Annotated in this window: 14 protein-coding genes; 4 read left to right on the top strand and 10 right to left on the bottom strand. The window is 68.0% G+C overall.

What is annotated here, in order from left to right:
* Positions 1-461: 461 nt before the first annotated feature.
* A complete protein-coding gene (locus WDZ97_RS09120; protein ID WP_425762531.1) occupies positions 462-1,208 on the bottom strand; it encodes a pirin family protein in 747 nt (248 codons plus the stop codon).
* Positions 1,209-1,271: 63 nt separating this feature from the next.
* Positions 1,272-1,712, bottom strand: coding sequence for a DoxX family protein (locus tag WDZ97_RS09115; RefSeq protein WP_425762530.1), 441 nt, complete (start codon positions 1,710-1,712; stop codon positions 1,272-1,274).
* Positions 1,713-1,868: 156 nt separating this feature from the next.
* Here WDZ97_RS09115 and WDZ97_RS09110 point away from each other — a divergent pair, with 156 nt between their 5' ends.
* From WDZ97_RS09110 to fae, 4 genes are all read left to right on the top strand, one after another.
* Positions 1,869-2,762, top strand: a complete 894-nt coding sequence (locus WDZ97_RS09110; protein WP_304010380.1) for a LysR family transcriptional regulator — start codon at positions 1,869-1,871, stop codon at positions 2,760-2,762.
* Positions 2,763-2,844: 82 nt separating this feature from the next.
* Positions 2,845-3,450 (top strand): TetR/AcrR family transcriptional regulator, encoded by a 606-nt coding sequence (locus WDZ97_RS09105; RefSeq protein WP_020163999.1) that lies wholly within the window; start codon positions 2,845-2,847, stop codon positions 3,448-3,450.
* Entirely contained in the window at positions 3,447-4,370 is a 924-nt protein-coding gene (locus WDZ97_RS09100; RefSeq protein WP_425762529.1) for an alpha/beta fold hydrolase, read from the top strand. The genes WDZ97_RS09105 and WDZ97_RS09100 overlap by 4 nt, the downstream gene beginning before the upstream one ends.
* Before the next feature lie 119 nt (positions 4,371-4,489).
* Complete coding sequence (fae, locus tag WDZ97_RS09095) at positions 4,490-5,038, top strand: formaldehyde-activating enzyme (RefSeq protein ID WP_018229895.1); 549 nt, start codon at positions 4,490-4,492, stop codon at positions 5,036-5,038.
* A 45-nt stretch (positions 5,039-5,083) separates the two neighbouring features.
* Here the strand turns inward: fae and nth are convergent, their stop codons facing one another.
* The 8 genes from nth to WDZ97_RS09055 form a co-directional block, all read right to left on the bottom strand.
* A complete protein-coding gene (gene nth / locus WDZ97_RS09090) occupies positions 5,084-5,743 on the bottom strand; it encodes an endonuclease III (RefSeq protein WP_425762528.1) in 660 nt (219 codons plus the stop codon).
* A complete protein-coding gene (gene rsxE / locus WDZ97_RS09085) occupies positions 5,743-6,432 on the bottom strand; it encodes an electron transport complex subunit RsxE (protein ID WP_020164002.1) in 690 nt (229 codons plus the stop codon). The genes nth and rsxE overlap by 1 nt, the downstream gene beginning before the upstream one ends.
* Before the next feature lie 160 nt (positions 6,433-6,592).
* Positions 6,593-7,324: an electron transport complex subunit RsxG gene (gene rsxG, locus WDZ97_RS09080; RefSeq protein WP_425762527.1), complete on the bottom strand. Its 732-nt coding sequence runs from the start codon at positions 7,322-7,324 to the stop codon at positions 6,593-6,595.
* Positions 7,321-8,325: an RnfABCDGE type electron transport complex subunit D gene (locus tag WDZ97_RS09075; RefSeq protein WP_425762526.1), complete on the bottom strand. Its 1,005-nt coding sequence runs from the start codon at positions 8,323-8,325 to the stop codon at positions 7,321-7,323. The genes rsxG and WDZ97_RS09075 overlap by 4 nt, the downstream gene beginning before the upstream one ends.
* A gap of 43 nt (positions 8,326-8,368) precedes the next feature.
* Entirely contained in the window at positions 8,369-10,087 is a 1,719-nt protein-coding gene (gene rsxC / locus WDZ97_RS09070; protein WP_425762525.1) for an electron transport complex subunit RsxC, read from the bottom strand.
* The gene (gene rsxB, locus WDZ97_RS09065; protein WP_020164006.1) at positions 10,087-10,665 is read right to left on the bottom strand and encodes an electron transport complex subunit RsxB; all 579 of its coding nucleotides are present in this window, start codon (positions 10,663-10,665) and stop codon (positions 10,087-10,089) included. Before rsxB ends, rsxC begins: the two co-directional genes overlap by 1 nt.
* Positions 10,662-11,240 carry an electron transport complex subunit RsxA gene (rsxA, locus tag WDZ97_RS09060; protein ID WP_304000864.1) on the bottom strand — a complete coding sequence of 193 codons (579 nt, stop codon included), beginning with the start codon at positions 11,238-11,240 and terminating at the stop codon, positions 10,662-10,664. The genes rsxB and rsxA overlap by 4 nt, the downstream gene beginning before the upstream one ends.
* 163 nt (positions 11,241-11,403) lie before the next feature.
* Complete coding sequence (locus WDZ97_RS09055; protein WP_425762524.1) at positions 11,404-14,319, bottom strand: bifunctional diguanylate cyclase/phosphodiesterase; 2,916 nt, start codon at positions 14,317-14,319, stop codon at positions 11,404-11,406.
* Positions 14,320-14,430: the final 111 nt, after the last annotated feature.

Genomic DNA, 14,430 nt, shown 5'->3' with positions numbered 1-14,430 from the left:
AGGGACCGCTGTGGGAAGCAGCCGATGTTGCCGACTGGGCCCTGATCCGGCGGCGCGCACTGCCCACCGCCGCTGTCGGGGTCAGAAGACCCCTCCCACAGAACCGCGGTTCCGGGCTGGGCCGCAGGCCACAGGCGCAACCTCTGTGGGAGCGGTCTTCTGACCGCGACACGGCTGTTGCTCGCCGCCGGCTTCGATCCCCCGCAGCAATCGCGAGCAAGCTCGCTCCCACAATCTTCGCTGCAGGCCTGAGCGGGGGCTCTGTGGGAGGCGGCCTTTGCTGCTGATTCGGCAATGACCCGGCGCCGGGCACTGCCCGCCGCAGTCGGGGTCAAGACCCCTCCCACAGAATCCCCGCTCCGGCCTCGGATCGGGCGCGCCCCTTGTAGGAACGGCCTTGGCCGCGATGCGGCCGGTGCACACCGCTGGCGTCCGTTGCGGAACGCCAGCGGGACACGCTTTCAGTACGCGGTCTCGACCGCCCGCAGGTCGAAAACCAGCACTTCGGCGTCCTTGCCCGCAGCGAGCGTAACCGCCTCGGCGTGGCGCAGCTTGAGGCCGTCACCGGCGCCGAGTGTCAGGCCATTGACCACGATCTCGCCGCGGGCGACATGCACATAGGCGTGTCGATCTCCGCGCAGCGGCAGCGTGGCCTCCTCGTCGCCATCGAACAGGCCGGCATAGACCCGAGCGTTCTGACGGATGCGAATGCTGCCCTCGGCGCCGTCCGGTGTGACGATGGGGCGCAGACGGCCGCGCTTCTCTTCTGCGGCAAAGTGGATCTGCTGGTAGCCCGGCGGCGTGCCGTGCTCGTCCGGCAGGATCCAGATCTGCAGGAACTTCACCTGCTCGGTCTGCGAGCCATTGAATTCGCTGTGCGCGATGCCGCGGCCGGCGCTGATCATCTGCACGTCGCCCGGGCGGATCTGCGAGCCGTTGCCCATGGTGTCCTTGTGTTCCAGCACGCCGTCGAGCACGTAGGAAAAGATTTCCATGTCGCGGTGCGGGTGCATGCCGAAGCCGGCGCCGGGGGCGACGGTGTCGTCGTTGATCACCAGCAGGTCGGAAAAGCCGCGCTGCTTCGGGTCGTCGTAGTGGGCGAACGAGAAGGTGTGGCGCGAACTGAGCCAGCCGTGTTCGGCGACGCCGCGCTGGTCGGCGGGGCGGGTTTCGATGCTCGGGCGGGCGCTGAGGGTCGGGGTGTTCATGGCGATCTCCTTCGTTGCGGGGGGCCGCGCAGCGGCACCCCTGCGTTCATGTGGGGCTCGGGTTCAGGCGTTGCGGCGGGCGTCGAGCGACAGGGCGCCACCACCGAAGGCGACGATCTGCAGCAGGCCGCCGGCGATGGCGACGTTCTTGAAAAAGTGGATGAACTGGTTCTGGTCGGCCAGGTTGAAGTGGAAGCCGAAGGCGGTGACCAGGCTGAAGGCGGCGATCGCGGCGGCGACCCAGCGGGTGCGGTAGCCGACGACGAGGGCTGCGGCCAGACCGATTTCGACGAACAGCGCGCCGGCGTAGGCCAGTTCCGGGAAGGGCAGGCCGACCGAGGCGATGTAGCCGATGGTGCCTTCCGCCTGCGTGAGCTTGCTAAAGCCGGCGAGCAGGAAGAGGGCGGCGAGCAACACGCGGCCGGCAGCGGCGGCGATCTGTTGGGCGTCGATGCTGCGAGCGGCCTGCTGGGCGTAGGAGGCATGGATCGTCGAGGTGTTCATGGTCTGTCCTTTCGAGGGTGTCTGGGGTTGTCTGCCGGTGCGCTGTCCTGCTGCCGCAACCGATGGCTGAACTGTACTGTCGCGAATTCACTTGATAAATTGGCTCTGCGTGGAAACACTGTCGCAATTGAGTTGACAGTAGGTGTAGAGGCAACGATGAGCCAGCTTGAGGACATGCAGATTTTCGTCAGCACGGTGGATGCGCAGAGCTTCACCGCCGCGGCCGACCGGCTCGGGCTGTCGAAGCAGCTGATCAGCCGCCGCATCATGGCGCTCGAAGAGCGGCTGGGCGCACGCCTGCTCGTGCGCACCACACGCCGGCTCAGCATCACCGACACCGGACGCGGCTTCTACGAGCGCGCGGTGAAAATCCTGCAGGACGTCGATGAGGCGGAACAGCTCGTTGCCAATCAGAACGCGGCGCCGCGCGGAACGCTGCGGCTGTCGGCGCCGATGTCCTTCGGCACGCTGCATCTGGGGCCGGCGATCGCGCGCTTTATGGCGACCTGGCCGGAAGTGACGATGGAACTCGATCTGAGCGACCGCTTCGTCGACGTCGTGGGCGAGGGCTACGACATGGCGGTGCGCATCGGCCAGCTCGACGATTCTTCGCTGATCGCCCGCGCCATCGCACCGACCCAGCTGGTGGCCTGCGCCAGCCCGGCCTATCTCGAACAGCACGGCCGGCCGCAGACGCCGGCCGACCTGAAGGACCACCAGTGCCTGCTGTACGGACATTCGCGCAGCGTCGAATGGCCCTTTCTCGACAAGGGCCGGCCGTTCGCGCTGCCGGTCAGCGGCCGGCTGCGTGCGAACAACGGTGAACTGGCGTGCGATGCGGCCGTCGCAGGTCTGGGCATCGCGCTGCTGCCCACCTTCATCGTCGGCGAGGCGCTGCGCGCCGGCAGTCTGGTCAGCGTGCTCGACGAATACGCGCCGGCGCCGCTGACCATCTATGCGGTGTATCCGCAGCACCGCCAGCAGTCGCGCACGGTCAAGGTGTTCACCGAATTCCTGCGCAACACCTTCGGCAAGACCAGCTTTTCCTGAGCGGCCAAGGGTTTCCGGGCGATCGACGCCGGTGCTTCGAAATTTTCCTTGAAAAAAGCACGACCGTTCGTATTATTGTCGTATGGGCAAGGGAGAACACACACGCACGGTCATTCTCGAAGCGGCGCTGGCGCAGGCCAGCGAGAGCGGTTTCGAGTCGCTGACCATAGGTTCGCTGGCCGAACGCACCGGGCTGTCGAAAAGCGGGCTTTTCGCGCATTTCGGCTCGCGCGAGGACCTGCAGTGCGCGGCCATCGATGCGGCGGCGCAGCTGTTTGCCGACACGGTGATGAAGCCGGCCTTCGCCGCACCGCGCGGGGTGCCGCGGCTGTGGGCGATGTTCGACGGCTGGCTGGGCTGGACGCGGCGCGGCGGTCTGGCGCATGGCTGTCCTATTCACGCCGCGTCGGTCGAGTACGACGACCGGCCGGGGCCGATGCGCGACCGGCTGGTCGGCCACTACCGCGCGCTGCAGCAGGCGCTGGACAAGGCGGTGCGCATCGCCATCGACGCCGGTCACCTGCGCGCCGATCTCGACATCGAGCAGTTTGCCTTCGACATGTTCGCCATCGTGCTCGGCTACTACCACGCCGCCCGACTGATGGACGACGCACGCGCCGGCGAGCGCGCGCGCGCCGCCTTTGCCCGCCTGCTCGCCGATTTCGCCGTTCCGGGAGCACTGCCATGAGTTCGATCGCCCTCCATCCGCCGCTGCGCGTGCGCCGCGCAGCCGGTCCGTCGCTGGCGCCGGTGCTGCGCCACTACTTCCGCTTCGCCAGCCGCGTGGCACCCGAACTGGCACGCCGGCAGGCCGAGCGCCTGTTCACGACGCCGCCGCGGCCGCGCAGCTTGGCGCCTGCCGCATCACCCGCCCGGCGCGAAACGGTGAGCGCCGGCCGTCACGACCTCGCGGTATGGAGCGCCGGTCCGGCCGGCGCACCGGCGGTGCTGCTGGCGCATGGCTGGGGTGGGCGCGGTGCGCAGATGGGAACGCTGGCGACCTCGCTGCTTGCGGCCGGCCGGCGTGTCGTGTGGTTCGATCAGCCGGGCCATGGCGACAGCGGCCATGGCCGCGTCGGACTGCCAGATTTCGTGCAGGCGCTGCACGCGCTGGTGGCTACGCACGGACCTTTCGATACGGCGGTCGGCCACTCGCTGGGCGGCGCGGCGATCGGTCTGGCGCTGCGCGAGCGGGCCGATTTCGGGCGCGCGGTGTTCATCGGCGCGCCAGCGTCGATGCGCGAGCACACACTGCGCTTTTCGGCGCTGATCGGCATTTCGCCCCGCGTGCGTGAGGCGATGCGCCGCCGCATCGAGCACCGCTACAACGTCCGCTTCGACGACATCGACCGCATCGACGCGCTGGGTGACGTAAACCTGCCGGCGCTGTTCGTGCACGACGTCGATGACGCGCAGGTGCCGTTCGAACACGCGCTGCGCCTGTCGGCCGCGATGCCGCAGGCGCGGCTGCTGCGTACCTGGGGCCTGGGTCACAACCGGGTGCTGAAAGACGCCGCCACCGTGGCTGCGGTCACGCATTTCATCTGTGGCGACGAGGCGCTGCCCGAGGTGCTGCCGGCCCTGCCGCAGCCGGCGCCGATCTACTGAACAGACGACGTTTCCGCGATGCGTCTCTTTATGTGAATCAAAGTTGTATCATGTGAAACTTGTGCCCGCGTGCCTGCCGCGCCGGGCGCTTTCACACAGCACAACCAAGGAGACACAACATGTCGGAACGCATCGTCTTTCGCAGCGGTGAAGCACTGGTCGCCGGCGGCCCCCCGGGCACTGCAGCCGAACCCGAAGTCATCATCGGCGAACTTGACGGCCCGGTCGGTACCGCGCTGGCAACGCTGACCGGTGACCAGGTGAAGGGCCACACCCGCGTGTTCGCCATCCTGAACACCGACATCCAGGTGCGTCCGCTGACGCTGATGGTGAGCAAGGTGACGGTCAAGGACGAGCGCTACACCAACATCCTGATGGGCACGGTGCAGGCCGCCATCGCCAACGGCGTGCTCGACGCCGTGCGCGCCGGCGACATCCCGAAGGAAAAGGCCAACGACCTGGGCATCATCGTGTCGGTGTGGCTGAACCCGATGGTGTCGACCGCCAAGGATCTCGACCACAAGATCCTGTTCGACATCCACCGCCAGGCCATGGCCAAGGCGATCAAGAAGGCGATGAACAATCAGCCGGACATCGACTGGCTGCTCGAGAACCAGGACAAGATCACCCACAAGTACTACCAGATGGGTCTGGACGGAAAGATCTGATCCGTATCGGGCGGCGCCCCTGAGGGTGCCGCACCGGTTTCCGTCTCAGGTGGCGACCGTCTTGTCCTTGAAGCGGCAGATATCGACGATGCCGCACTGGCCGCACAGCGGCTTGCGTGCGGTGCAGGTGTAACGGCCGTGCAGGATGAGCCAGTGATGGGCGTGCTGCATGAACTCCGCCGGCACCACCTTGAGCAGCGCGTGTTCGACCGCCAGCACGTCCTTGCCGGGCGCCAGGCCGATGCGGTTCGAAATGCGGAAGATGTGGGTGTCGACCGCCATCGTCGGCGCGCCGAACACGATGTTCAGCACCACGTTGGCGGTCTTGCGGCCGACGCCGGGCAGCGCTTCGAGTGCGGCGCGGTCGTTCGGCACTTCGCCGCCGTGCTTCTCCAGCAACTGATGCGACAGCGCCACCACGTTCTTCGCCTTGGCGCGGAACAGGCCGATGGTCTTGATGTAGTCCTCGACGCCCTCGACACCGAGGCTGACCATGGCTTCCGGCGTCGGCGCCACCGGAAACAGCTTGCGCGTCGCCACGTTCACGCCCTTGTCGGTCGCCTGCGCCGACAGCACGACCGCGACCAGCAGCTGGAAGGGCGTGCCGTATTCGAGATCGCTTTTTGGCTGCGGGTTGGCCGCGCGCCAGCGCTCGAACATGGTCTGTATTTCGGCCCGCGAGAGCCGGCTTGCGCGGCCCGCCATCAGGCCGACGCAGCTTCCACCGGCGTGTGCGGTGCGGCAGCGCGCGCCTGCACCCGCGCCACCCAAGCGTTGCGTGCGGCGATCAGCAGACCGAGGAAGATGAAGGCGCCGGGCGGCAGGATGGCCATCAGCAGGCCGCGGTACTCGTCGCCGAACACGCGGATCTCGTGGGCGCCCGGGACGATCATGTCGATGCCGGAGAACAGCGTGCCCGCACCGATCAGTTCGCGCGCGCCGCCGAGCAGCGCCAGCACCCACAGCAGGCCTACGCCCATCGCCGCGCCGTCCCAGGCAGCGGCCAGCGGCGAGTTCTTGGCGGCGAAGGCTTCGACCCGCGCCAGCACGATGCAGTTGGTGACGATGAGCGGAATGAAGATGCCCAGCACCAGGTAGAGGTCGTGCAGCCAGGCGTTGAAAGCCAGGTCAAGACAGGTGACCAGCGCGGCAATGATCAGGATGAAGACCGGAATGCGGATTTCGTGCGGGATCAGCGTGCGCAGCGCGGCTACCGCGCCGCTGGCCAGCGCCATCACCAGCACGGTCGCCAGCGACAGGCTCACTGCATTGACCAGCGTACTGCTGACCGCCAGCAGCGGACACAGGCCGAGCAGCTGCACCAGCGCGGTGTTGTTCTCCCACAGGCCCTTGCGGCCGATGTCGCCAAAAACGGCGCGTTCTTCAGCGTTCATGCCGGTATCCCCGATGTGTTGGCCGCGCCGAGACGGTGGCGGCGATGTCCGGTCGCGTGCGGCTTCGATGCAGGCCGGCATCGCGAGCAAGCTCGCTCCCACAAGGGCGGGCAGGCGCCGAAGGTGTGGGAGCGACCTGCGGTCGCGATGCGGCGCTCGATCATTCGAACACCTTGTCCGCCGAGGCGCCGGCCGGCAGCGCGAACAGCGCATCGCGCACCGGCGCGATGGCCGCGGCGGCGCGACCGGCGGCGCGGATGACGGCGCGTGGCGAAATGGTGGCGCCGGTCATGTAGGTGAAATCGCCACCGTCCTTGCGGACTGTCCAGCTGGCGGCCTGCGCTGTGTCGCGGCCCGTGAACTGGCTGATCCACTTCGGCGACGCGCGGTCCTTGGCCGGATCGATGTAGTCGCCCAGCCCGGGCGTTTCCTTGTGTGCCACCACGCGCACGCCGCCCAGCGTGCCGTCGGCGTGCACCGCCATCAGCAGCCGGATGGCGCCGCTGTAACCGTCGGCCGCCTGTGCCTCGAACACCAGTGCGACCGGTTCGTTGCCGCGGCGAGCGCGATGCAGCGTCACCGGGCCGTCGATGCCGAGCGCGGGCAGGGCGGACAGCTGCACGGTGTCTTCGAGCAGCGCGTTGTCGTAGTCGCCACGCGGCAGCACCTGGGCGATCAGCTCCAGCCGGCGCGCCTCGACCGACGCCTGTATCGGCGCCTCGGTGGCGTCGTGGGTGAGCGCCATCAGTGCGGTGAAGGCGAGCGTAAACACGGCCAGCAGTGCGGCCGAGCGCATGGCGCTGCCGGCCGCGGTCGGTGCCGGCGGTTCCGGCGCCAGCTCGGCGGCGGCCAGCGCCTCGTCGACCACCGGCGTCTGCGCCTCATTGCTCATGGCGCGCCTCCGTTCTTGTGGCCGAACACCGGCGGCTGCGTCTTCATGTCGATCAGCGGCACGCAGATGTTCATCAGCAGCACGGCGAAGGCGATGCCGTCCGGGTAGGCGCCGAAGGCGCGGATGAGCCAGGCGATCAGCGCGATGCCGGCGGCGAAAAGGAGCTTGCCGCGCGGCGTGGTCGCCCCGGATACCGGATCGGTGGCGATGAAGAAGGCGCCCAGCAGGGTGCCGCCCGCCAGCAGGTGGAAGGCCGGGCCGGCGTAGTGCGCCGGATCGATCAGCGAGGCGATGCCCGATACCAGCGACATCACCGCCAGAAAGGCGACCGGTACGTGCCAGGTGATGATGCGCAGCGCGAGCAGCAGCAGACCGCCTGCGCCCCAGGCCAGCGCCACCCACTCCCAGCCGGCGCCGGCGACATGGCCGAAGGCGGTCGAGTTCATCACGGCGGCGGTGTCGCCGCCGGTCATCAGGCCGGTGCGCAGGGCGTCCAGCGGCGTGGCGCCGGTGACGCCGTCGAGCGCGCGCGCGCCGCCGAACACCCAGTCCATCTGCGTCGCGAAGTCGCCGACATTGAGGCCGGGCCACTGCGACATCAGCGCCGGGAAGCTGACGATCAGCAGCGCATACGCCAGCATGGCCGGGTTGAACGGGTTCTGCCCGAGGCCGCCATACAGGTGCTTGCCAATGATCAGCGCGAAGGCGGTACCGAGCACCGTGGTCCACCAGGGCAGCAGCGGCGGCAGACAGACGGCGATGAGCCAGGCGGTGACCAGTGCGCTCATGTCGGTCAGCGCCGGTGCCACCGGGCGGCCGCGCAGCGCCAGCACGAGGGCTTCGCAGGCGAGCGCGGTGGCGCTGGCCAGGGCGATCTGTACCAGCAGCGCGGTGCCGAACAGCCAGCTCTGCACGGCGATCGCCGGCAGCATGGCGACCAGCACCGTGGTCATCACGCGGCGTACGCTGGTGTTCTGGCGGAGGTAGGGTGAGTTGTACATCGTGTTCCGTCGTGATGGAGCGCGCGACAGGCGCGCCCCGGTGTCATTCCGTCGGCTTGTCGGCCGTCGCGGTTTCGCTCGTCGTTTCGCCGCTGCCGGTGGCCACCATGTCGGCGGCCAGCTTCCGCCGCGCCTCCGCGGCCTCGACCTGCGCCTGCTGGGCCGGCGTCAGCGTGTCGGTGTTCTTCGCTGCAACGGCTTCCTTCTGCGCCTTGGCACGTGCCATCGCCGCCTCGATCAGGGCCTTCTTCGGATCCTCGGCAGCCGGGGCCGTTGCCGTTCCGCCTTCAGCGGCCGGCGCGTCGGTGGCAGCCGGTTTCGCCGCCGGCTTGGCTGCGCTGCGTGCCGCCAGCTTGGCCGCCTTCTCTTCCTTCTCGCGTTCGGCGCGCCAGTTGCGGAACTCGAAGCGTTCGCGCGCCGAATCGGCGGCGTCCTTGTCGCGCTCGCGCGCCCAGATTTCGCTCTTCGCGTAACGGTAGTAATCGACCAGCGGAATGTGCGACGGGCAGACGTAGGCGCAGCAGCCGCACTCGATGCAGTCGAACAGGTGGTATTCCTGGGCGCGGCCGAAGTTGCGCGCGCGCGAGTGCCAGTACAGCTCGAACGGCTGCAGATCGGCCGGGCAGGCGCGCGCGCATTCGCCGCAGCGGATGCAGGGCAGTTCCGGCTCGGGCGGCGGGAACAGCGCCGGCGACGAGGCGAGCAGACAGTTGGTGGCCTTCACCACCGGCGCTTCGACGCCGGGCAGCGGGATACCCATCATCGGGCCGCCCATGATGAGCTTGTCGGTGTCCTGCTTCAGGCCGGCATGCTCGAACACGAAGCCGATCGGTGTGCCGATGGCGACGTCGAAGTTGCGCGGCCGGTCGACGTTGCCGGCAACGGTGACGATGCGGCGGGTCAGCGGTTCGCCGTGTTCGAGGGCGTTCCAGACGGCGAGCGCGGTCGCCACGTTGAAGCACTGCACGCCGAAGTCGGTCGAGCGGCTGCCGTGCGGCACTTCGATGCCGGTCAGCACGCGGATCAGCTGCTTGGCACCGCCGGCCGGGTAGCGCGTCGGCACCACGACGACGTCGAGCGACGGGTGATTCAGCGCAGCGGCGGCCGCCTTCAGCGCGGCGGCGGCCTCAGGCTTGTTGTCCTCGACGCCGACCAGCACCTGCTTCGCCGCCAGCATCTTCTGCATCACCAGCGCGCCGCGCAGGATGTCCTCGGCCTCGCTGCGCATCAGCATGTCGTCGCAGGTGATGAAGGGCTCGCACTCGGCCCCGTTCAGCACCAGCGTGTCGGTGCCACCGGTCTTGCCGGGCGACAGTTTCAGATGGCTGGGGAACACCGCGCCACCGAGCCCGACCACGCCAGCGTCGCGCAGGTAGTCGCGTACCTCGCCCGGTGTGGCCGCGTGCCAGTCGAAGGGCTCGCGCTCGACGCGCTGGTCCTGGCCGTCCGGTTCGATCACGACCGCCATCGACGACAGTCCTGAAGCGTGCGGCATCAGCCGCGGCTCGATCGCCACCACGTGGCCCGAGGTCGGCGCGTGCACCGCACTCGACACATTGCCGTCGGCCGCGCCGATGCGCTGGCCGTGCAGCACCCGGTCGCCCACCTTGACCAGCGGACGCGGCGTGCCGCCGATGTGCTGGTGCAGCGGAATGATCAGCTGCGGCGGCAGCGGCAGACGGGCGATCGGCTCGCGCGTCGATGCGCTCTTGTTCGGGTCCGGCTTGACGCCGCCATTGAACGAAAACAGCTTGCGCAGCATCAGGCGGCTTCCTTTGCTGCTGTTTCGGTCGATACCGGCTTCAGGTCGAACACCGGGTAGCGCCATTTCCAGGTTTCCACCGTTTCGGCCACCGGCACCATGTCGATGCAGTCGGCCGGGCAGGGCGGTACGCACAGTTCGCAACCGGTACAGAGGTCGGTGACGATGGTGTGCATCTGCTTGGCGGCGCCGACGATGGCGTCCACCGGACAGGCCTGTATGCACAGCGTGCAGCCGATGCAGGTCGCTTCGTCGATGACGGCCACCGATTTCGGCTTCTCGACGCCGTGCTCGGCGTTCAGCGGCTTGTATTCGCGGCCCAGCAGGTCGGCCAGCTTGCGCACGCCTTCGTCGCCGCCGGGCGGGCACTGGTTGATGTCCGCCTCGCCGCCGGCGATCGCGGTGGCGTAGGGCTTGCAGCCGGGGTAGCCGCACTGGCCACACTGCGTCTGCGGCAGGATGGCGTCGATCTTGTCGACCAGCGGGTCACCCTGGGTCTTGAACAGCACCGACGCGGCGCCGAGCGCGGCACCGAGCGCCAGCGCAAGACCGGTCATCACGAGCAGTGCGGAAATCATGAGTCGAGCCCGGCGAAGCCCATGAAGGCCAGGCTCATCAGGCCGGCGGTGATCATGGCGATGGCGTTGCCGCGGAAGGGCACCGGGATGTCGGCGCCGTCCAGCCGCTCGCGGATGCTGGCGAACAGCACCAGCGCAAGTACGAAACCGGCGGCGGAGCCGAAGCCGAACAGCAGCGACTGCAGCAGGTTGTGGCGCGCCGCCTGGTTCAGCAGCGGCACGCCGAGCACGGCGCAGTTGGTAGTGATCAGCGGCAGGTAGATGCCCAGCACCTGATGCAGCAGCGGGCTGGTCTTCTGGATCACCAGTTCTGTCAGCTGCACGATGGCGGCGATGACCACGATGAAGCTCAGCGTCGACAGATAGCCCAGGCCGTAGGGCTTGAGCAGGAAGGTGTCGATCAGGTAGCTGGACCCGCAGGCCAGCGTCAGCACGAACATGGTCGCCAAACCCATGCCGATCGCGGTTTCGAGCTTTTTCGACACGCCCATGAAAGGACACAGGCCGAGGATGCGCACGAACACCACGTTATTGACCAGCGCGGTGCCAAGCAGGATGAACAGGTAACTCGTCATGACGGGGCGAGGATTCGCCGGATGTTTTCCGCAGGCCGCGGCGCAGGATGCACCGCGTAACCGACGGATTATCCGGCACTGCAGCGCAGCACTCAAGCTGCCGCAGGCGTCGGCGGGCGGTTATGTGGGCAGAACCGCGGCCGCGGCGGCCGTCCGGCCGTGTTCAGACCAGCGCCGGGGCGGCGGTGATGCAGTGCGGCAGTTGTTCCACCGGCAGCGGTCTGCTCAGCAGATAGCCCTGGAAGGCGTCGCAGCCGTGCGCGGACAGGAAAGCCATCTGGGCCTCGGTTTCGACGCCCTCGGCCACCACGTTCAGCCCGAGATTGCCGGCCAGCGACAGGATGGTGCGCACGATGGCGGCCGAGTGCGGGTCGCTCAGCACCTCGTCGACGAAGCTCTTGTCGATCTTGAGCTGGTCCAGCGGCAGCTTCTTCAGGTAGGCGAGCGAGGAGTAGCCGGTGCCGAAGTCGTCCAGCGCGAAGCGCACGCCGCGCTGCTGCAGCGTGCGCATCGTCGCCAGCGTCATGTCGAGGTCGCGGTGCAGCATGCTTTCGGTCAGTTCGAGGCGCAGCCGGCGCGGATCGGCGCCGCTGTCGGCCAGTGCCTGCTCGACCCGTCCGACGAAGCCGGATTCGTGGAACTGCCGCTCGCTCACGTTCACGGCTATCGTCCAGTGCACCCGCAGCGGGTCGTCAGCCCAGGCGCGCAACTGAGTACAGGCGGTATCGAGCACCCACTGGCCGATCGGCAGGATGTGGTTGCTCTGTTCGGCCAGCGGAATGAAGGCCGCTGGCGACACCATGCCGCGCACCGGGTGCTGCCAGCGCACCAGCGCCTCGACACCGGTGATGCGCCGCTCGGCGTCGGTCACCGGCTGGTAGTGCAGCCGCAGTTCGCCGCGCTCGAGCGCGCCGCGCAGGTCGCGCAGCAACTGGGCGCGGGCGGTGGTGTTCTCCTGCAGCGTGGGGTCGAAGAAGCTCAGCCGGTTGCGGCCGCTTTCCTTCGCCTTGTACAGCGCCATGTCGGCCTGCTTCAGCAGTTCGTCGGCACGGTCTTCGGCGCAGTTGAACAGCACGGCGCCGATGCTGGCGGTGGAACTGACCATCTGTCCACCGAGGTCGCATTCGCCCGCCAGTGCGTCGCGCAGCTTGTCGCCGATCTCACCGACGCGCAGCGAAGCAGCCTGCAGATCGATGCCGAGATTGCCCAGGATGACGACGAACTCGTCGCCGCCCAGTCTCGCCACGGTGTCCGTGTCGCGCACGCAGCTGCGCAGTCGCGCCGACATCTGCTGCAGCAGCGCGTCACCCTGGGCGTGGCCCAGCGTGTCGTTGATTTCCTTGAAGTTGTCGAGATCCATCAGCAGCAGCGCGCCGTGCTGCCCGTCGCGCACGGAACCGGCGATGGCCTGGTCGAGCCGGCTGTTCATCAGACGGCGGTTGGGCAGGCCGGTCAGTTCGTCGTGGAAGGCCAGCCGTTGCGCCTCGTGCTCGGCCTTCTTGCGCGTCGTGATGTCGGCGCGTATCGCGATGTAGCGCTGCGGCACGCCGTCGGCGTCGACCAGCGGCACGATGGTGGTGTGTACCCAGTACAGCGAGCCGTCCTTGGCCCGGTTGCAAATGTCGCCGTGCCAGACCAGCCCGCTTGAAATGGTCTTCCACATGTCGGCGAAGAACCCGGGCGCGTGCGTGCCCGAGTTGATGACGCGGTGACTGCGGCCGACCAATTCTTCGCGCGCGTACTGCGAAATTTCGCAGAACTTGTCGTTCACCCGGGTGATGACGCCGCGTGCATCGGTTTCCGCGACGATGGCATGCGCGTCCAGCGCCGCCTTCAGCTCGCCCACCTCTCGCAGCGAGTCGAGCACGCGGCGCTGCGCGCGCTCGCGCTCGGTCGTGTCGTTGAGGATCAGCACCACGCTGTCGATGCCGCCGTCGGCGCTGCGTTCCGGCACCAAGGTCGATGACAGATGGACGGCGTTGCCGTCGTGTCCGGTGAAATTGCAGTCGAACTCCACGCGCTGTCCCTGCAGGGCCTCGGCCAGCCGCGGTCGCATCTGTCCGGCCAGCTGCGGCGGCATCACCGCGTCTACCGTGCGGCCGACGATGTCGCTGGCAGCTTGGCCCAGGTGCAGTGCGTGCATCGGGTTCACATAGCGGAAACGCAGGTCGCGGTCGATGCGCGCGATGTCGGCCGGCACGTTGGACAGTATCGTGTCCAGCTCGCGCTCGCGCTCGCGCAGCGACTGTTCCGAGCGCTGCAGCAGTTCGTAGGGCTCGCGCAGGCCGATGACGAAGGTGGCGCGATAGACGAAGGTGTAGGCGGCAATCTTGTACAGATGGCCGAACATGTTCATGAAATCCGACGCCGTCGTGTAATTGGTGAACGCCAGTTCGCCAATGCCCATCACGAAGCAGGCGCAGGCGAGGTAGTGCGTGCGCGGATCGGGTGCGACACGGTTCTGCCAGAACAGCCATCCGGCCACCGCCAGATTGCCGATGCACAGCACGTACTCGAAGCCGGCCTTGAACGCCGTCACGCCGACGCCGGGCACGAAAGTCACCGGAAAGAGGTCGAGAAACCAGGTGCCGGCGACGAACAGCGCACCGGTGGCGAGCAGGCCGAACCCCAGCCAGCCACCCCGCGACCCGGGCAGCGCGATGCGCGCCGCCACCAGTGCAACGGTCAGCAGTTCGAACGAGCGGCCGGCCAACCAGAAGAAGATGGCCTTCGCGGTGCTGCTCTCGGTCAGCAGGGCCGGCATGCCGGCGTAGGTCAGCGCGTGGATCAGGTCGGTGCCGGCAACCACCGAGAAACCGAAGATGAGCACGTTCGACGCGTGATCGCCTGACCTGTCGAAGCGGTGCCAGGCCATGATGACGACCAGCGCCGATACCACGACCGAGAAGGTTTCCAGCAGCAGGTGAAAAGCCAGCATGGCCCCGTGCCGGCCTTCGAACAGCGGTATCGGCGGCAGCATCGCTGCCCCGATCAGCAGCAGCAGGGCGGTCAGGCAGATGGCAGCCGGCGGGCGCAGGCTGGACGCTCCGTGGGCGGATTCTTGTCTTGTCAGGGGCATGGCGGTGACCGGGCCGGCTTCGCGTACGTCCAGGGTAATCGGCCCAACGAAGCAGGGCCTTGACCTCGGATCGCACGCTATTGCTTATGTTGCAGCCGGTCAAGCTGCCCG

The organism is Methyloversatilis sp. MC4-4 (assembly GCF_049843555.1).
Taxonomy (GTDB): Bacteria; Pseudomonadota; Gammaproteobacteria; order Burkholderiales; family Rhodocyclaceae; genus Methyloversatilis; species Methyloversatilis discipulorum_B.
The sequence above is the reverse complement of the archived record's forward strand: the minus strand, read 5'-3'. Positions and strand labels throughout refer to the sequence as shown.